Below are 18,711 nucleotides of genomic sequence, written 5' to 3'. Positions count from 1 at the left end.
AGGCTCGAAGCCAGCACGAAAAGGAAGTCTGACTAGTGGAGACAACGCAAAACGTTGGCGAGGGTTCGCCGCGCGGCGCGCGTGTCGGAGTCGTTCGCGAGTCCGGCGCGGGTGAGCGGCGGGTCGCTCTGGTGCCCAAGATCATCCCCGCCCTGACCAAGCAGGGCGTCGAGGTGGTCGTGGAAGCCGGGGCGGGCCTCGGCGCGCTCATTCCCGACGCCGCCTATGTGGAGGCGGGCGCGACCATCGGTGACCCGTGGTCCGCCGAGGTCGTCGTGAAGGTGGCACCGCCCAGCGATGCCGAGGTGGCCAAGCTGTCCTCCGGGCAGACGCTGATCGGGTTCCTGGCACCGCGCAACGCCGACAACCAGATCGGCGCGCTGAAGTCCGCCGGCGTGCAGGCCTTCGCGGTGGAAGCGATTCCGCGCATCTCGCGCGCGCAGGTGATGGACGCGCTGTCCTCGCAGGCGAACGTGGCCGGCTACAAGGCCGTGCTGCTCGCCGCGTCGGAATCGACCCGGTTCTTCCCGATGCTCACCACCGCGGCGGGCACCGTGAAGCCGGCGACGGTGCTGGTGCTCGGCGTCGGCGTGGCCGGTCTGCAGGCGCTGGCCACGGCCAAGCGGCTCGGCGGCCGCACCACCGGCTACGACGTGCGTCCCGAGGTCGCCGACCAGGTGCGTTCGGTCGGCGCCCAGTGGCTCGACCTCGGCATCGACGCCGCCGGTGAGGGCGGGTACGCCCGCGAACTCACCGAGGAGGAGAAGGCCAAGCAGCAGCAGGCGCTCGAGGACGCGATCAAGGGCTTCGACGTGGTGATCACCACCGCGCTGGTGCCCGGCCGTCCCGCGCCGCGCCTGGTCACCGCCGCCGCCGTGGAGGGCATGAAGCCCGGCAGCGTGATCGTCGACCTGGCCGGGGAGACCGGCGGCAACTGCGAACTCACCGAGCCCGGCGAGGTCGTCGTCAAGCACGAGGTGACCATCGCCTCGCCGCTGAACCTGCCGGCCACCATGCCCGAGCACGCCTCGGAGCTGTACTCCAAGAACATCGCCGCGCTGCTGGAACTGATGCTGGTCGACGGCAAGCTCGCGCCCGATTTCAGTGATCAGGTGCTGGCCGATTCCTGTGTCACCCGTGAGGTGGAAGCCTGATGTACACCGAACTTCTCGCCAATATCGCGATTCTCGTGCTGTCCGGCTTCGTCGGATTCGCCGTCATCTCCAAGGTGCCCAACACCCTGCACACCCCGCTGATGTCGGGCACCAACGCCATCCACGGCATCGTGGTGCTCGGTGCGCTGGTGACGCTGGGCAATGTCAAGGACCCGTCGCTGCTGGTGCAGGTGATCCTGTTCGTCGCCGTGGTGTTCGGAACGCTGAACGTCATCGGTGGCTTCGTGGTCACCGACCGCATGCTCGGCATGTTCAAGGGTAAGAAGAAGGCGGCCGAGTGATGCACGCAGTCGACAACATGACCTACCTGGTCAACGGCCTCTACATCGTGGCCTTCTCCATGTTCATCTACGGCCTGATGGGCCTGACCGGTCCCAAGACCGCCGTGCGCGGCAACCAGATCGCCGCGGTCGGCATGGCCATCGCCGTGATCGCCACGCTGATCTCGGTGCGGCACGCGGACATGATCAACTGGATCCTGATCGGCGCCGGCCTGGTCGTCGGTGTGGCACTGGGTGTTCCGCCCGCCGTGCGCACCAAGATGACCGAGATGCCGCAGCTGGTCGCGGCGTTCAACGGTGTCGGTGGTGGCACCGTCGCGTTGATCGCGTGGGCCGAGTTCATCGACAGCTCGGGCTTCTCCGCGCTGCACGACGAGCCCAACATCCACATCATCATCGGCTCGCTGTTCGCCGCGGTGATCGGTTCGGTCTCGTTCTGGGGCTCGATCATCGCCTTCGCCAAGCTGCAGGAGATCCTGTCCGGCAAGCCGATCGGCATCGGCAAGCTGCAGCAGCCGCTGAACCTGCTGCTGCTCGTCGGCGCGATCGTGTGCGCCGTGGTGATCGGCCTCGGCGCCGACAACGGTGGCGTCTCGCAGCTGTGGATGATCGGGCTGCTGGTGCTGGCCGGTGTGCTCGGCCTGATGGTCGTGCTGCCCATCGGCGGCGCGGACATGCCGGTCGTCATCTCGCTGCTCAACGCCCTCACGGGTCTGTCGGCCGCGGCCGCGGGTCTGGCGCTGAACAACACCGCGATGATCGTGGCGGGCATGATCGTCGGCGCGTCCGGCACCATCCTGACCAACCTGATGGCCAAGGCCATGAACCGCTCCATCCCGGCCATCGTCGCCGGTGGTTTCGGTGGCGGCGGCGGTGCGGCCGGTGGCGGCGCCGGTGGCGAGAACAAGCAGGCCAAGGCGACCTCGGCGGCCGACGCCGCGATCCAGATGGCCTACGCCAACCAGGTCATCGTGGTGCCCGGCTACGGCATGGCCGTCGCGCAGGCCCAGCACGCGGTCAAGGAGATGGCGTCCCTGCTCGAGGGCAAGGGTGTCGAGGTCAAGTACGCGATCCACCCGGTCGCCGGTCGCATGCCCGGTCACATGAACGTGCTGCTGGCCGAGGCCGAGGTCTCCTACGACGCAATGAAGGAAATGGACGACATCAACGGCGAGTTCAACCGCACCGACGTGGTGCTGGTGATCGGCGCCAACGACGTCACCAACCCGGCCGCCCGCGAGGACTCCTCGTCCCCGATCTACGGCATGCCGGTCCTCAACGTCGACCAGGCCAAGAGCGTCATCGTCCTGAAGCGTTCGATGAACTCCGGCTTCGCCGGCATCGACAACCCGCTGTTCTACGCCGACCACACCTCCATGCTGTTCGGCGACGCCAAGAAGTCCGTCGGCGCGGTCACCGAGGAACTGAAGGCGCTGTAAGCACGCACCCAAAAGGGCCCTTGCCGTTCTCTGGAACAGCAAGGGCCCTTCGCGTTGCCGCGGGACCGCCTCGCGCTAGTATTGAGGTCAATGAAGTCAATGGCGCCGATGGCGTCATTTCCTGGAGTGGGTGAGCGGGATGGCTCGATTGACAGTGCGCGATCTACCCGACGACGTGCGCGACCGCTTACGTCTGCGCGCTGCGGCCAACGGCCGGAGTACCGAAGCCGAGGTGCGTGCGATCCTGACCGACGCCGTGACGCCGGAACCCGACGAAGACATCAAGCTCGGCTCGCTCCTGGCCGATATCGGCCGCGACTTCGAACTGACCGACGACGAATACGACCTGATCAACGAGCGTGACCGCACACCCGCCGAGCCACTGGAGTTCGACTAGTGATCGTTCTCGACACCAACGTCATCTCCGAGACCATGCGCAAGGCGCCTGATGCGCGCGTCATCGCCTGGCTGGACGCGACCCCGTTTCGCACGCTCTGTCTCTCGGCCGTCACCGTGGCCGAGATCCGCTACGGCTTGGCCGCGATGCCCGCGGGAGCTCGGCGAGAGCGAATGCGCGACCGGTTCGAAACGCGGATCATGCCCTTGTTCGCGAAGCGGGTACTTCCGTTCGATGTGGCAGAAGCGGCGGCATACGCCGAGCTCATGGCCGCCGCACGTGCCATGGGTATAGCGATCGGCCGCTCCGATGGGTATATCGCGGCCACCGCCAAGGCCGCGGGAATGAGCATCGCCACCCGTGACGGGGCAGTCCGTGCGACCGGCGTACACGTCATCGACCCGTGGGAATGACCGTGAACGCGAACACCCCGCCCGCCGGTGTTCCGGTGGACGGGGTGAGCATGTGACGCGATCGTCTGCGGCTACTTCTTGAAGCGTTCGGCCAGGAGGTCCAGGGTGGCCATGGCCTGGCGGTAGTCGGGGCGCTTGCTGGCGGCGGGGAGCTCGTAGACCTGGTTCTGCTGGAAGGCCGGCAGGATGGCCAGGGCCGGGTCGGCCTTCAGTTGCGGGATGTCGCGGCCGCCGTCGAGGAGCAGGACGAACAGGTTGGGGGCGTCGACCACGGTGCTCAGCAGTTCGGGGCTGAAGGTGACCCAGTCACCGGCCTGGGTGCGGGGCGGGTTGCCCGCCTTCGCCTCGATCTTGTCGTCGATGGTGAAGCCGACCGCGGCGAGCAGGTTGGACAGCGGGGTGTTGGGGGCCAGCAGGACGGGCTTGCCGTCGGCCTGGGACTGCATCACCGCCGCGGCGCCCTGCGGCACCTTCAGCGCGGCCTTCACCTCCTGCACCCTGTCGTTGTAGGCGGTGATCATGGTGTCCACCTTCTCGGGACGGTTCACGAAGTCGGCCACCGTCTTCAGCTGGTCCTGCCAGTTGGCGAGGTCGGAGGGCACCAGGGCGGTGGGCGCCACGGCGCTGAGCTTGTCGTAGTTCTTGATCGTCTGCAGGCCGGGGAAGCCGGGGCCGCCGCCGATGATCAGGTCCGGCCGCTGGGCGGCGATGAACTCGAGGTTCAGGTCGTCACCGGAGGGCACCGCTTCGACGCCCTGCTCCTTGGCGTCGGCGGCCCAGGCGGGCGGGAACTCGCCGGCGCCGAGGGTGACGCCGAGAATGCGCGGGTCCGCGGCCTTCACCTTCGCGTCGAGGTCGAACAGGAAGCCGGCGAGTGCGCCGTTGAGGACCACGATGCGCTGCGGGTCGGCGGGCACGGTGATCGGGCCCTTGGCGGTTTCCACCTGGCGGGTGCCGGTGTCGGCGGCCTCGTCGGAGGTGGAGGTGCCGCAGCCCACGGCCGTCGCGGTCACCGCGACGATCAGGAGTGCGACGGCGGCACGCATGCGTGCCGTCATTCGGTGCGCTGACATGGAGTGTTTCCTTCTTTCTTTCCAGTGGAAGATCAGGTGCGGATCGCGGGATCCACGTCGAGGAGCGCGGCGACCTCGGGCCAACCGGCCGGCATCGCGATCTCGTTGTGTGTGTAGGGAAGTCGCCGGATCACCAGGTGCGCGCCTGCGGCTTGCCACCCGGTGAGCTGGGCGTGCACGCGTTCGGGTTCCAGACCGTTGTCGGCGCAGTACAGGGCCATCGGGCCGCTGTAGCTCGGCGACTCCGACTCGGTGACCATGCGCAACAGCTCGGTCGCGGCATGGACCACCACCGCCGCCAATTCGGCGGGGTACTCACCGATTTCGGGTACGAGCGCCTCCATACCGGAGGGATCGGCGAGCGTCGCGGCTGCCCGGTCGGTCAGGTTCGAGAGCGGATGCGAGTCGAGCAGACCCACGAAGCCGACCTGTTCACCCTCGGCTTCCAGGATGGCGGCCATGGCGTGGGCGATGTTGCCGCCCAGCGAATACCCCAGCAGGTGGTAGGGGCCGTGCGGCTGGATGCGGCGCACGGCGTCGAGGTAGAAGCGGGCCAGGTCGTCGAGCGTGCGCGTCGGCGTATCCGGTGCGGTGAGCTGGGGCATCTGCAGGCCGATGATCGGACGGTCGGCGCGCAGCAGGCGGGCCAGCGGCGCGTATTTCCATGCGGTGCCGCCGATCTGGTGGATGCAGAACAGCGGCGGGGCCGAACCTTCGGCGCGCAGTTCGAGCACCGGTTCGAGGCGCCTGCCCACACCGGCCAAGCCGTCCGCGGGTCGGCGCGCGCCGGGATCGACCGCGCCGACGCGTGCAGCGAGCCCGCGCGGGGTGGGCGCGGTGAAGACGTCGTCGAGCACCACCGGCAGATCCGCGCGGGTCAGGCGGCCGACCAGACGCACCGCGAGCAGCGAGTGCCCGCCCTGCTCGAAGAAGTCGTCGTCGGCGCCGATGTCGTCGATCGACAGCACCGCCGCCATCGCCGCGCGGATGGTGTCGATCGTCTCCCCGCCCGGCGTCGGGCCGCCCGCGCCAAGGGGGTCGACTGCGCCAACCGCTTCCGCCGCGCCCGTGCCAACCGTGCTGCCCGCCGCGCCTGTGCCGACTGGGTCGGCAGTGCCAACCGTGCGGTCCACCGCGACCGCGCTGAGTGGGTCGACAGCGCCGGCCGCGCCGCCGGTGCCGCTCGCGCCGAGTGCGTCGACCGTGGCGCCTGGGTCGGCCGAACCGGGCGCGGACCGCGCCGACCCGTGACGTGGCGCAGCGGCGACGGACTCCGGCGTGGGAAGATCCCGGCGGGCGATCTTCTCGGTCGCGGTGCGCGGCACGTGGTCGAGCACCACGAACGCGGACGGAATCATGTACGCGGGGAGCGCTTCTCGGAGTTGTGCGCGGACCGCTGTGGTGTCGAGCGTGCTGCCGGAGCTCGCGACGAGATAGGCGACCAGGCGCTGATCGCCCGGGGTGTCCTCGCGCAGCAGCACCACCGCGTGGGCCACCCCGGCACAGCCGAGCAGGGCCGATTCGATGTCGCCGAGTTCGATGCGCTGGCCGCGCAGCTTCACCTGGCTGTCGGTGCGGCCGACGTACTCGAGTTCTCCGTGCGGGTTCATCCGCACCAGATCGCCCGTGCGGTACATCCTTTCGCCGTTGCCGCCGGGGTCTGCGACGAAGGCCGCCGCGCTCAGATCCGGACGGGCCAGGTAGCCGCGAGCCAGCCGCACACCGGTCATGTAGAGCTCGCCGACGGTGCCCTCGGGCACCGGGCGCAGCCGGTCGTCGAGAATGCGGACGGCGTCGGCGGGCGCGCCCACCGGCACCGAAGTGGTGTCGGCGTCGACGGTCTCGTGGAAGGTGAAGCCGATCGCGGCCTCGGTGGGGCCGTAGAAGTTGTAGACGGCGGTGCCGGTGAGCGCCCGCACGCGCTGGGCGGTGGCGGGCGGCAGGACCTCACCGCCGGTGAGTACGCAGCGCAGGTCGGTGCAGCCGGACAGGTCGGCCTCTTCGGCGAGCACGGTCAGCATGGACGTGGTCATCCACATCGCGGTCACCCGCTCCGCGCGCATGAGCTCGGCCTGGTAGTAGGGATCGCGGTGGCCGCCGGGCCTGGCCAGCACGATGCGGGCGCCGACGTGCAGCGGCAGGAACATCTCCATGAGCGAGGCGTCGAAGATCGGCGGGGTGCGGTAGAGCATCGTGTCGCCGGGGCCGAACCCGCATTCGCGCTGCAGCCAGGTGAAGGTCGCGACGATCGCCGCGTGCGACAGGCTCACGCCCTTCGGCGTTCCGGTGGAGCCGGAGGTGAACAGCAGGCACGCGGTGTTCGCGGGACGCAGCGGGGCGAGCCGGTCGGCGTCGGTGAGCGGTGTCTCGGCGAAGCCGCTGGTGTCGGCCTCGTCGAGCGAGCTGAGAACCAGTGCGGGAGAGGCGGTGTCGAGGATCTTCTCGACGCGCTGCGCGGGCTGCTCCGGGTCCACCGGCAGGTAGACGCCGCCTGCCCGGCTGATCGCGTGCGCGGTGACGACCGAGTCGATGGTCCGTGGCATGGCGACGGCGACCACGATTTCGGGGCCGACGCCGCGCGAGACGAGCCACCGGGCAAGGCGATTGGCTTTCGCCTCGAACTCCTGGAAGTCGATGGTGACGCCCTCGGCGGTGATCGCCGGAGTCGCAGGAGCGACAGGGCGGCCCCAGTCGGCGAGGGTGGTGCCCCGCGGGTCCTGTTGCAGCGCTGCGGAGCCGGCGTCACTCCACGCACCTGCCCGGTAGGTTCCAGCTCGCCGCGCGGCGGGGGGTATGGAACTCGTGGTTGTGCAGGCCGCTGTCGGTGTCGTGGCGCGGCCCGCGGGCGAGGCGGGGGAGGTCGCCGAGTGATCAGCGGCCGGTGCGAGGCTCGCGGCCGGCGCCGACGGAGCGGCTGTCGGTGCTGTGCCGAAGTCCGACGCGGCGGTGGCAGGCCAGGCGACGGTCGGGGCCGGTGTCAGGGGCTCGATGAACTGGGCCGGTCGGACGTCCGCCGTGGTGGCGACGGCGGTCAGGATCGCGGTGATCCGGTCGGCGATGCGGGGCAGCGTGCTGTCGTGGACGGCGGCGCGGTCGTGCCAGATCACCAGTTCCAGGTGGTCGCCCGGCGGGGCGATGAGGGTCAGCGGGTAGTGGGTGTTGCCGTGGTTGTGGAACTCGCCGCGCCGCAGTTCGTGCGAATCGGGCTGTCCCGGACCCGAATTGGGGAAGTTCTCGAAGGCGACGAGGGTGTCGAAGAGCGTGCCGAGGCCCGCGATCCGTTCGATCTCCGCCAGTCCCGCGTAGTCGAATTCCTGCATGGCGAACTGGTTCTCCTGCAGTTCGGCCAGCTGGTCGAGCAGTGCCCGGTCGGGGTCGAAGGCACAGCGCACCGGCACGGTGTTGGCGAACAGGCCGACCATGCCCGAGACGCCGGGCAGTTCGGCGGGGCGCCCGGAGACCGTCGCGCCGAACACGATGTCGGTGCGGCCGGTGAGCGCGGCGAGAACCAGCGCCCAGGTGCCCTGGACCAGGGTGTTCATCGTCAGGCCGCGACGGCGGCCGAGTTCGGCCAGCTCGGCGGCGAGTGCGGCGGGCAGCGGAACCCGCCACTGCCGGAATTCTCGTTCGAGCGAAGTGTCGGCGCGGACCAACGTCGGTGCGTCGAGCCCGGCGAGCCGTTCCGACCAGGCCGCGCGGACGGCCGCGCGATCGCGGGTGCCGATCCAGGCCAGGTAGTCGCGGTAGGACGCGGCGGGCGGCAGTTCGTCGCCGTGGTAGGCGGCCAGGACCTCGCGCAGCACGATCGGGGTCGACCAGCCGTCGATCACGAGGTGGTGGGTGTTGAGCACCAGGCGGTGCGCGTCACCGGGCATCCGGATCATGGTGGCGCGCAACATCGGCGACCGATCCACCGCGAACCGGTGCCGCGTCGCCTCGGCTTCCAGCAGATCGGCAGCGGCTCGTGCCGCGCGCTCCGGCAGTCCGGACAGGTCGACCTCGCGCCAGGGCATGCTGACCGCGCGGGGCACGGCCTGCACCGGCTGATCCAGCCCCTCGTAGTGGAAGGCGGCCGCCATCGTGGGGTGCCTGCCGACGACGGTGTCGAACGCCGCCGACAACCGGGCACTGTCCAGCGGTCCGTGCAGGTCGACGCGCGCGCTCAAGGTGTAGACATCCTCGGCGCCGTCGCGAATCGCGTGGAACAGCAGCCCTTCCTGCAGCGGCGAGAGCGGCAGGAGGTCGGCCAGCGGGCCGTGCGTGGCCTCCAGCGCGTCGATGGTGTCCTGGTCGACGGGCACGCCGGAGTCCGAGGGGGTGAGCCCGCCGGGGAACAGCATCGCGTGCGCGGCGAAGGCTTCCAGCGCCAGCGCGAAGTGCCGCTGGAGTTCGGCCACCCGGTCAGCGCCGAGAATCCGGCCCGCCGCGGTCCACTCCACCGCCAAGCGGGCCGCGCCTGCCTGTTCGTGTACGAAGATGTTGAGCGCGAGCACCTCGGTGAGTGCCTTCTCGAGTGGCTCGGTCACCGCGAACGGGTCGTCTTCGGGCAGGCTCCAGCCCGCGGCGCCGCCGCCACCGAACCGGCCCAGGTAGTTGAGCAGGACTTCCGGCGCGCGCTGGTCGGCGAAGCGCGGCGCGGTCTCCGGATCGAGCCGGCGCAGCACCCCGTACCCGACACCGTTGCCGGGCACGGCCCGCTTGGCCTCCTTGACCGCGCGCAGCAGCCGCCCCGCCGCCGCACCGCCGGCCAGCGCCTCGGCCAGGCCGGCCGCGTCGTCGACGCCCGTGGCGGGCGTCCACACCGGGAACTCGCTGGTGAACCAGCCGACGGTGCCGGCGAAGTCGGTGTCGGGCCGCAGCGGCTCGCGTCCGTGGCCCTCGACGGTGACGGGCCTGCCCGGCTCCAGCGCCTCGCCGCGCTCACGCCGCCAGGCATTGATCGCCAGCATCAAGGCCGCCAGCAAGACCTCGTCGGGCTTCACCCGGTAGGCGGCGGGGAGCGTGGTCAGCAGCGCCTCCGACACCGCCGGATCGGCGAAAGTTCGCGTCTGCTCGGCGGTCTCGACGCGGTCGACTGTGTGGTCGAGCGGACGGTCACCGAGGGGCGGGACGGTGTCGTCGCCGAGCGCGTGCTCCCAGTGCGCCAGCTCCGGGCGGTAGTCGCCCGCGGTCCCGGACTCGGCGAGCAGCGTGGCGTAGCGCCGCCACGAACTTCCCTTCGTGGACAGCCGTGCCGAACGCCCGTCGCGGGCAGCCGCGCACGCCTCGTACAGCTCGGGCACCAGGATGCGCCACGAAACCCCGTCCACCACCAGGTGATTCGCGACCAGTACGAGTTTGTCGGGCGTCCCCGGCGTGGTGCGCACCAATGCCGCTTGAAGCTGAATCCCCGCCGTGGGATCCAATTCGGCGGCGAGGCCGACCGCCGTCGCCACGATCGGCGAATCCGGATCCGCAGCTGTGTGGTCCGGTGGCGACGATGTAATCGACCTGGTCGCCGTCGCATCGATGCGTTGCGGCCCGGCATTCGAGGTGTTGAAAGAGTCGGGCACCGGGGTGCCTTCGACGGGCCTTGCGGCAGCCGCTCGCTCCCGGTGTGCCGCCACGTCGGCGGCCGCCGCACGGGATGTGGTCCCGGCGGCGCCGGCTCCACTCGGCGTGTCTGGGAATTCGACCTCTGGTGGAGCGCCGGAGATTTCGGTGGTCCGAGTCGTCTCCCCGGTCTCCGTCCCGCGCCGTTCGTCGGACGCGTCGACCGCACCACATCCGGCCAGGGGGGTGTCACGTGCGCCGTCGGCTGGACGCGGCTCATCGAGCACCAGTTCGCGTCTCAGGTCCGCCGCGCGAACGGTGCCGACGCCCGCGACCTCGAGCCGGGGGTCGGAGTCCGCACCGCGCAGGACGAGGCGCAAGGCGTCGTGCCGGTCCAGCAGGGTTTGCAGGCCGGTGGTGAGGTGGTCGAGGGTGAGGTCCTCGTGCAGGGTCAGGGCGGTCCACTGGGCGTACCCGGCGACAGCGTCTGGGCTCGAATTCGCTGCCAGGAGCGCTGCCACCATGGGTGGGATCGGGATGGGGCCCGTCGCCTCGTCCGGTGTGGGGGCCGCCTCGGGGGCGGACTGCTGGGCGGCAGCGGCGATGCCGGCCAGATCGCGCTGGGCGAGCAGGGTTTTCGGCTGGACTTCCCAGCCGAGGGCGCGCAGGCGGCTGCTCACGCCGATGGCGGTGATGCTGTCGCCGCCGAGCCCGAAGAAATCGTCGGTGGCATTCACCTCTGGCAGGCCGAGCGCCTCGGCGACGACTGCGCACAACGCTCGCTCCCGCTCGGTGCGGGGCGGACGTCCGGTCGAGGTGAACTGGGGTGCGGGCAGGGCCGCGCGGTCGAGTTTGCCGTTGACGGTGGTGGGCAGGGCGGCGAGGATCACGAGCGCCGAGGGCACCAGATGATCGGGGACCAAGGTGGTCAGCCGGTGTCGCAGCGCGTCGGGTTCGAGGGCGCGGCCCGCTTCCGGGACCAGGTAGCCCACCAATCGGGTGCTGTCACCGGACTTGCGGATGGTGGCGGCCGCGGCGGCCACCCCGGGCAGCGCGCCGAGCGAGGCCTCGACCTCGCCCAATTCCACGCGGTAGCCGCGCACTTTGATCTGGGCGTCGGCGCGCCCGAGGTAGTCGTAGCCCTGGCCGGGCAGCCAGCGTGCCCGGTCGCCCGTGCGGTACATGCGCTCGCCCGGCACGAACGGGTCGGCGACGAAACGGTCCGCCGTCACCGCGACACGACCGAGGTAGCCACGCGCCAATTGCGGACCGGCCAAATACACTTCGCCGACCTCGCCGTCGGGGACGAGTTGCAGCGCACCGTCGAGCAGATACGCCCGGGTGCCCGCCAGCGGACCACCGACGTGGGGGAGCGGGCCGGTCACCGCCGCGCTGAGCGCGTCGACGGTGGCCTCCGTCGGGCCGTACATGTTGCGGGCGGGCACCGTCGAGGCGACGATCGCCGACCACAGCGCGGGTGGGGTCGCCTCGCCACCGAGCAGCAGCAGCTCGGGCCGATGCGCGCTGCCGAGCAGCCCGTTGTCGATCAGGGCCGCGGCCATCGAGGGCGTGGTGTCGACGACATCGATGCGATCGGCGCGCAACGCCGCGAGCTGCGCCGCCGCGTCCTTCTGGATGTCACTGTCGTACAGGTGGACCCGATGCCCACACCACAACCACAGCAACTGGTCCAGCGCCGCGTCGAAGGCGAAGGAGTAGGTGTGCGCGACCTGCAGTTGCCGCCCGCCCACGCGTGCGGCGGTGTCGGCGTACACGGTCGATCGGTGATGGTGCAGCAGATGTGCCATCGCGCCGCAGGAGATCTGCACACCCTTGGGCTTGCCGGTGGACCCGGAGGTGTACACGACGTAAGCAAGGTGCTCCGCCCGGCGCGGCGCCGCGAGTTCGGTCTCGGACAGCGGACCGTCGGCGAGGCATGCGACGGTCGCCCGAACACCGCTGTTCGACAACCGGATCAACGTCGTCGCGCCGCGCCCCACATCGGCGATCGGGGCGGGCGCGCTCGACCGGGTGGAGGCCACCACGCGCGCGGGCCTGCCGGCGATCCCGGCGAATACGGTGTCCGCGACAGCGTCGTCGGTGAGGATCAGTACCGGGGCTGCGTCGTCGACGATGTCGGTCAGCCGCTGGGCGGGATGGCCGAGGTCGAGCATGAGGAACGCCGCGCCCGCGTGCCGCACCGCCAGCAGGGCGACCACCAGGTCCACCGAGCGGGGGAGCGCGATGCCGACGATGTCCTCGGGGCCGATGCCGTGCGCCCGCAGGTACCGGGCCAGTCGATGCACGCGTGCGCCGAGTTCGGCGGCGGTGAGCCGCTCGGCGCCGTCGACCAGCACGATGTCGTCCGCGTGCGCCGCGACCATGCGGTCGAAGACCTCGACGGTGTCCTCGGGTGCGCCGGGCAGTGCGGTCCCGGCTCGATCAGCGCCGAATCCGTTCGGGTACAGGCTGATCGCGCCGATCGGCTTGTCCGCGTCGACCAGCTCGGTGAGCAGCGCGACCAGCGCGTCCATCCGCCGCCGGACCGTCGCCTCGTCCAGCGATCGGGCGTCGACCTCGAAGCCGAGCTGGACCCGGTCCTCCGACAGCGGAGTGACGGTCAGGCCGAGGTCCTCCGGCGGGCCGCCGGCGACATTGCGCAGCGTGCCGGTGGCGCCGTCGAAATCGAGGGCGAAGTCGAACGCCTTGAGGTTGATGCCGATGCCGTGCAGCAGGGCGCCGGTCTGCGCGCCGCCGAACTCGCGGGCCAGGTCCTCACCGCGAAAACGCTGATGGGCGCGCATCTCCCGCAGCGCGTCGGCCACCCGCTTACCGAGATCGCCGAGGCGATCCTGACTGGACACCGGCACCCGCAGCGGCAGCACGTTGACGGCCATGGACGGGGTGGTCAGGGCGGTCTTGCCGACGCGCGCCATCACCGGCAGCGCGATCACCACATCGGTCTCGCCGAGCACCCGGTGGATGAACCCCACGTACCCGGCGACGAGCACGTCGGCCCAGGTGATCCCGGCCGCCGTCGCCGCCGTCTTGACGCGGTCCATCAGGCCGGCGTCCAGAATCGCGCGCACCTCGTGGGTCCGCTCGACCACGCCCTCGGGCGCGGCCCCGCGCCCGTCCAGCGGCGGCAGCGGGGTGAGCCGGTCGCGCCAGTACTCGCGGTCGTGCTGATGTGCCTGGCTCGCACGGTAGTCGAGGTCCTCGGCCACCAATGTTTCGATCGAGCCCCAGCGCAGGCGCGGCACGTCGGTGCCGCGGCGCAGCGCGGTGTAGTGCGCGGCGACCCGGCGCGAGACCATGGCCGCGCTGTAGCCGTCGATGATCAGGTGGTGGTAGAGCTGGATGCACCACACGTCGGTGTCGGTGAGGCGCAGCAGCGTGTAGGTGTAGAGCTGCCGGTCGACCATCGCCCGGCACGCGGTGGCCGAACGTGTGCGCTCGGCGGCGACCAGGCGGTGCGCGGCGGCGAACGGGTCGGCCTCACCGCGCAGATCGACCAGTGGGCGCAGCTCCGGCTCGTGGTCGGTGATGCGCTGCCGTGGCCCGTCGGGCGTCTCGGCGAAACGCAGTCGCATCGTGTCGGTTTCGGCGATGGTGCGGCGAATCGCGGTGTCCAGCAGCGCCACATCGATCGCGTCGGGCCCGGCGATCTCGAGGACCTCGCCGACCATGTAGCTGAGCGAGTCGGGGTCGAGGCGCTGGGCGTTCCAGATGCCCAATTGCGCTCCGGTGAGCGGTAATCCGGGATGTTCGGCGCTCACGTCGTCCCGTTCCACCGAGCCCACAGCAACTCCTTCATCAACGTTCTCACCCGTCCGCGCGCGGTCCCGGCTCGATGAGCGGGGCCGCGGCGGAAGGTAGGTTAGCCTAAGTTTTGTTCGCGTAGCGGATTGTGGCCCGCGTCACCGCCAACCGCCGGTGACGCGGGCCGCGGATCAGGCGTCGGCCTCGACGCGGGCCGGATCCAGCTGGCGCAGCAGCTCTTCGGTACCGGTGACGGCGCCGCAGCGCCGGGCGACGTAGTTCAGCGCCATCACGTGCTCGTCGCGGCTGAAGTCGGCGGTCGCGTCGTGCACGAGGAACGGGCGCACATCGCCCATGAACGCCTCGGCGGCACTGAGCATGCAGCCCATGTGCGTGTAGACGCCGGTGACCAGGAGCTGGTCGCGCTGGTAGTAGCCGAGCAGTTCGCGCAGGTCGGTGCGCTGGAACGCCGAGTAGCGCCACTTGGTGACCTGGATGTCCTGCGGTTCGGGCGCGAGGGCGTTGATCACCTGGGTGTCGGCGCCCTCGGCCATTCCGCTGCCCCAGAAGTCGGCGAGGATGCCGCGCCGGGACGGGTGCTGGTTGCCGGGCTGCATCGTGTAGATCACCGGGATGTCGAGTTCGTGGCAGCGATCGCGCAGCCGGGCGATGTTCGCGACGAGGGTACGGGCCGGATCGCGGTGCAGGTCGTAGGCGTCGAGGAAGTACTGCTGCATGTCGTGGATGAGCAGCGCGCAGCGCCCTGGCTCGGCGACCCAGTCGACCTGCGCGGGGGTGAACTCGTCGGCGCCGGGCATCGGATAGGGCGCGATCGGGGGGATAGGCATGACGATCTCTCGTTCGGGGGAAGCCGGCCTCAGCCGACGGTGACGGGCAGATCCGCGATACCGAGCGGACCCAGGATGCGCTGGAACTTGCCGGTGGTCTCGGCCAATTCGGCGGCCGGATCGGACGCGGCGACGATCCCGCCGCCCGCGTGCGCGAGCAGGGCGGTGCCGTCGGCGGACAGTTCGGCGCAGCGGATGCTGACCATCCACTCGCCGTTGCCGTCGGCGTCGCACCAGCCCACGGCACCCGCGTAGAAGCCGCGCTCGCCCTCGAGCTCGGCGATCAGGCGGGCCGCGGCGCCGGTCGGGGTACCGCAGACGGCGGGGGTGGGGTGCAGGGCGACGGCGAGTTCCAGCGCGGACGGCCCGGCCAGTGGAACGGTGGCCGAGATCGGCGTCCCCAGGTGCCACATCGCCGGTGTCGAGGTGAGTTCCGGTGCGGGCGTGACGACTTCGGCGCACCGGTCGCTGAGCACGGCGGCGACCTGGTCGGTGACGTAGCGGTGCTCGGCGTGGTCCTTGGCCGAGGTGAGCAGGGCGTCGGCGGCGGCGCGGTCGGCGTCGGCATCGTCGAGGACGCGACGGGCCGAACCGGCCAGCGGATGGCTCAGCACCTCGGTGCCGGTGCGGCGCACCAGGATCTCCGGGCTGGAACCGACCAGGTGGCGCCCGGTGTAGCGACCGCCCGCGGCGGAGAGATCGACCAGGAAGCCGTTCGACAGCGGATCGGATTCGACCATCAGGTCCAGGATGTCGAGCGCCCGCACGGGGGTCGCGGAGACCGCGCGAAGCGCCCTGGCCAGCACCACTTTCCGGACCGGATGCGCGGGGTTCGCGAGGAGCCCGACCGCCGTCGCGACGCGGCGCTGGTGTTCCTCCGGCGCCGGCACCGCCTCGTCGAGCTCGAAGGCGGGCGCCGGGATGTGCGGGCGGGGCAGGTGCGGCGAATCGGTGACGGTCACCGAGTCCGGCGCCCACAGCGCCGTCGGTGCACCCGGGGTGAACGGCAGCGCGCCGACGATGTGGCTGATCCGGCCGCTGCGCAGCGCGGTCACCGCGTCGTGCGCCGAGCGGAAGATCGTCCCGCCCGCGGACGCGGACACGGTCCGCCGCGGACGGGACAGCACGAAAGCGGGGTCTGAACTGTCGGTACTGATGGTGATCACCCTTTCGGTCACATATCTAGCGTTGCGCCACCGTCGACCCGCAGGTCGTGCATGGTGATGTGGCGGGCGCCGTCGGACGCCAGGAAGTCGACGGCCGAGGCGATGTCGGCAGGAGCGGCGATGCGGCGCAACGGGATACCGAGCCGGTAGGCGGCGGGATCGCCGTCCAGCAGCGCGGTCTCGGCGGCCGCGTCGAGCGGGTCGCCGCCGAACATGTCGCGCAGCATGGCCGTGTCGGTGGAACCGGGGGAGACCAGATTCACGCGCACGCCCAGCGGAGCCACCTGCAGGGCGAGGGACTTGGTGAACGCGGTGGCGGCGGCCTTGGCGGCGCCATAGGCGGCCATGCCGATCCGGGGCGTGGCCGCGGCGTTGGAGGAGACCACGACGATCGCGCCGCGGCCCGCGGCGGCCATGTCGACGGCGGCGCGCTGGGTGACCAGCATGGTGCCGGTGGCGTTCACGGCCAGACAGCGCGACCAGCGCGCGGGATCGAGATCGAGCGCAGTGCCGTCGACCATGACGCCCGCGGCGTGCGCCAGCACCTCGACGGTGCCGTGCTCGGCGGTGAGCCGATCGTAGGCGGCGGCGACCGCGTCGGGGTCGGTGATGTCGACGGTGACGCCGTGCACAGTGGCGCGCTGCGTGGATGCTGTTGCCGCACCGGCACTTCCGGTGCGCGTGTGTTCGATGGCATCATCGAGGGACGCGGCGGTCTCGTGTACCGCCGGGTCGAGGTCCCACAGCGAGACCACCCGCTCCGTCGCCGCGAATCGCGCGGCGATCGCGGCGCCGATACCCCCGGCCGCGCCGGTGACGACGACGATCCGCCCACTGGAATCACCCTTAGACATGAGGTTAGCCTAACCTGAATATACCGTCGGATGGTTAGCTTCCCTCATAACCTCCGGCCGCAACACCGGAATGCCCGCTGGAAAGAGGTGCTCGACTTGACCGAACCCGTACTCCCCGGCTTCACCCCGTGGCCCGCTGACCTGGCACAACGCTATCGAGACGAGAAACTCTGGGTCGGTGAGACATTCGGTGGCATGCTCGCCGCGCGCGCCGCGGCCACGCCGGATCGGATCGCGGTCCTCGACACCACCCACCGCTGGACCTACGCCGAACTGCACCACCGGGCGCGCGCCCTGGCCGCCGGACTGGCCCGCCTCGGCATCGCGCGCGGTGAGCGGGTGCTCGTCCAGCTGCCCAATCGCGCCGAATTCGTCGAGGTGGTCTTCGCGCTCTTCGAACTCGGTGCGCTGCCGGTGTTCTGCCTGCCCGCGCACCGCGCCGCCGAGCTGGTGCCGATCGCCAGGGCGGCCGCCGCCACCGCGATGATCACCAGCGGGACCCATCAGCGCTTCGACTACGCGGCGCTGGCCGAGTCGGTGCGCGCCGAGGTGCCCGGCCTGCGCCACGTCCTGCTCGTCCTCGACGAGGGACAGTCCGCGCCCGAGGGCGCCCGTGACCTCGCCGAATTCCGGGACGAGCCGACGGATCTGCCGGGTCCGCAGGCGGGTGACGTGGCGTTCCTGCAACTGTCGGGCGGCAGCACGGGCATTCCGAAGCTCATCGCCCGCACCCACGACGACTACCTCTACAGCGTGCGCCGCAGTGCCGAGATCTGCGAACTCGACGGCGACACCGTCTATCTCGCGACCCTGCCGGTCGCGCACAACTTCCCGATGAGCTCGCCGGGCATCCTCGGCGCGCTGTGGGCAGGCGGCGCGGTGGCGATGACGCCCGACCCCACACCCGCGACGGCCTTCCCGCTGATCGAGCGGTTCGGCGTCACCATCACGGGCCTGGTGCCGCCACTGGCACGGCTGTGGACCGAACGCGCCGAGGCGGGGGAGACCGCCGATCTGTCCAGCTTGCGCGTGCTGCAGGTGGGTGGCGCGCGCTGCCAGGACGAACTGGCCCGCCGGATCGGGCCCGCGCTCGGGGTCACCCTGCAGCAGGTGTTCGGGATGGCCGAGGGCCTGGTCTGCTACACCCGCCTCGACGATCCGATCGACGTGGTGGTGAGCACCCAGGGGCGGCCGATGTCGGTCTTCGACCAGATCGCGGTCGTCGACGACGACGGCGTCGAGGTGGCGCCCGGCGCGCAGGGCAACCTGATCACCCAGGGGCCGTACACGATTCGCGGCTACTACGACAATCCCGAGGCCGACGCTCGCAGCTTCACCGGCGCCGGGTGGTATCGCACCGGCGACATCGTCTCCGTGCGCCCCGACGGCAATCTGGTGGTCGCGGGCCGGGCGGGCGACTGGGTGAACCGGGGCGGGGAGAAGGTCTCGGCCGAGGAGCTGGAGGCGCACCTGCTCGAACACCCGGACGTGCGTGACGCCGTGATCGTCGGTACCCCTGATCCCGTGCTGGGCCAGCGCATCTGCGCCTTCGTGCAGCCCGTCGACCCCGCGCAGCGGCCCACCCTGACCACGGTGCGCAAGTTCGTCAGGGGCCGCGGGGTGGCGGCGTGGAAGATGCCCGACGCGGTGGTGGTCGTCGACGAGTTCCCCGAGACCGGTGTCGGCAAGACGAGCCGAAAAGAGCTGCGCCAGTTGCTCGCCGAGGGTGCGCACGGGAACTGAACCGGAACGGGGTGGCGTGCCGGGCACG

11 protein-coding genes are annotated in these 18,711 nt (G+C 70.8%); 6 read left to right on the top strand and 5 right to left on the bottom strand.

What is annotated here, in order from left to right; all coding sequences use genetic code 11:
• The first annotated feature begins 35 nt into the window (after window positions 1-35).
• The 5 genes from DFR69_RS08565 to DFR69_RS08545 all read left to right on the top strand — a co-directional run bounded on the left by DFR69_RS08565 (window position 36) and on the right by DFR69_RS08545 (window position 3,705).
• Window positions 36-1,154, top strand: coding sequence for a Re/Si-specific NAD(P)(+) transhydrogenase subunit alpha (locus DFR69_RS08565; RefSeq protein WP_110036959.1), 1,119 nt, complete (start codon window positions 36-38; stop codon window positions 1,152-1,154).
• Window positions 1,154-1,456: an NAD(P) transhydrogenase subunit alpha part 2 gene (locus tag DFR69_RS08560; protein WP_056818017.1), complete on the top strand. Its 303-nt coding sequence runs from the start codon at window positions 1,154-1,156 to the stop codon at window positions 1,454-1,456. The genes DFR69_RS08565 and DFR69_RS08560 overlap by 1 nt, the downstream gene beginning before the upstream one ends.
• A gap of 17 nt (window positions 1,457-1,473) precedes the next feature.
• Window positions 1,474-2,895, top strand: a complete 1,422-nt coding sequence (locus DFR69_RS08555; protein WP_110037507.1) for an NAD(P)(+) transhydrogenase (Re/Si-specific) subunit beta — start codon at window positions 1,474-1,476, stop codon at window positions 2,893-2,895.
• Between the two features lie 139 nt (window positions 2,896-3,034).
• Window positions 3,035-3,292 (top strand): FitA-like ribbon-helix-helix domain-containing protein, encoded by a 258-nt coding sequence (locus DFR69_RS08550; protein WP_110036958.1) that lies wholly within the window; start codon window positions 3,035-3,037, stop codon window positions 3,290-3,292.
• A complete protein-coding gene (locus DFR69_RS08545) occupies window positions 3,292-3,705 on the top strand; it encodes a type II toxin-antitoxin system VapC family toxin (RefSeq protein WP_110036957.1) in 414 nt (137 codons plus the stop codon). Before DFR69_RS08550 ends, DFR69_RS08545 begins: the two co-directional genes overlap by 1 nt.
• 71 nt (window positions 3,706-3,776) lie before the next feature.
• On the opposite strand, the gene DFR69_RS08540 is transcribed toward DFR69_RS08545, so the two are convergent.
• From DFR69_RS08540 to DFR69_RS08520, 5 genes are all read right to left on the bottom strand, one after another.
• Window positions 3,777-4,778, bottom strand: a complete 1,002-nt coding sequence (locus DFR69_RS08540; RefSeq protein ID WP_244198167.1) for an ABC transporter substrate-binding protein — start codon at window positions 4,776-4,778, stop codon at window positions 3,777-3,779.
• A gap of 32 nt (window positions 4,779-4,810) precedes the next feature.
• On the bottom strand, window positions 4,811-14,113 hold the full coding sequence (locus tag DFR69_RS08535) for an amino acid adenylation domain-containing protein (protein ID WP_110036955.1): 9,303 nt from the start codon (window positions 14,111-14,113) through the stop codon (window positions 4,811-4,813).
• 150 nt (window positions 14,114-14,263) lie between these two features.
• On the bottom strand, window positions 14,264-14,920 hold the full coding sequence (locus DFR69_RS08530) for an isochorismatase family protein (protein ID WP_110036954.1): 657 nt from the start codon (window positions 14,918-14,920) through the stop codon (window positions 14,264-14,266).
• 29 nt (window positions 14,921-14,949) lie between these two features.
• A complete protein-coding gene (locus tag DFR69_RS08525) occupies window positions 14,950-16,098 on the bottom strand; it encodes an isochorismate synthase (protein WP_110036953.1) in 1,149 nt (382 codons plus the stop codon).
• On the bottom strand, window positions 16,095-16,940 hold the full coding sequence (locus DFR69_RS08520) for an SDR family oxidoreductase (protein WP_110036952.1): 846 nt from the start codon (window positions 16,938-16,940) through the stop codon (window positions 16,095-16,097). The genes DFR69_RS08525 and DFR69_RS08520 overlap by 4 nt, the downstream gene beginning before the upstream one ends.
• A gap of 87 nt (window positions 16,941-17,027) precedes the next feature.
• Between DFR69_RS08520 and DFR69_RS08515 the strand changes: the two genes are divergently transcribed.
• Complete coding sequence (locus DFR69_RS08515; RefSeq protein ID WP_110036951.1) at window positions 17,028-18,683, top strand: (2,3-dihydroxybenzoyl)adenylate synthase; 1,656 nt, start codon at window positions 17,028-17,030, stop codon at window positions 18,681-18,683.
• Window positions 18,684-18,711: the final 28 nt, after the last annotated feature.

This window comes from Nocardia neocaledoniensis (genome assembly GCF_003182135.1).
In the GTDB taxonomy this organism is placed as follows: Bacteria; Actinomycetota; Actinomycetes; order Mycobacteriales; family Mycobacteriaceae; genus Nocardia; species Nocardia neocaledoniensis.
Note: the sequence above shows the minus strand (reverse complement) of the source record. Positions and strands in the feature narration are given on the sequence as shown.

Excerpts from the sequence above, each read along its gene's own strand:
- DFR69_RS08520 (WP_110036952.1), bottom strand. The coding sequence starts at position 16,940 with ATGTCTAAGGGTGATTCCAGTGGGCGGATCGTCGTCGTCACCGGCGCG.
- DFR69_RS08550 (WP_110036958.1), top strand. The coding sequence starts at position 3,035 with ATGGCTCGATTGACAGTGCGCGATCTACCCGACGACGTGCGCGACCGC.
- DFR69_RS08540 (WP_244198167.1), bottom strand. The coding sequence starts at position 4,778 with ATGTCAGCGCACCGAATGACGGCACGCATGCGTGCCGCCGTCGCACTC.
- DFR69_RS08555 (WP_110037507.1), top strand. The coding sequence starts at position 1,474 with ATGACCTACCTGGTCAACGGCCTCTACATCGTGGCCTTCTCCATGTTC.
- DFR69_RS08530 (WP_110036954.1), bottom strand. The coding sequence starts at position 14,920 with ATGCCTATCCCCCCGATCGCGCCCTATCCGATGCCCGGCGCCGACGAG.
- DFR69_RS08560 (WP_056818017.1), top strand. The coding sequence starts at position 1,154 with ATGTACACCGAACTTCTCGCCAATATCGCGATTCTCGTGCTGTCCGGC.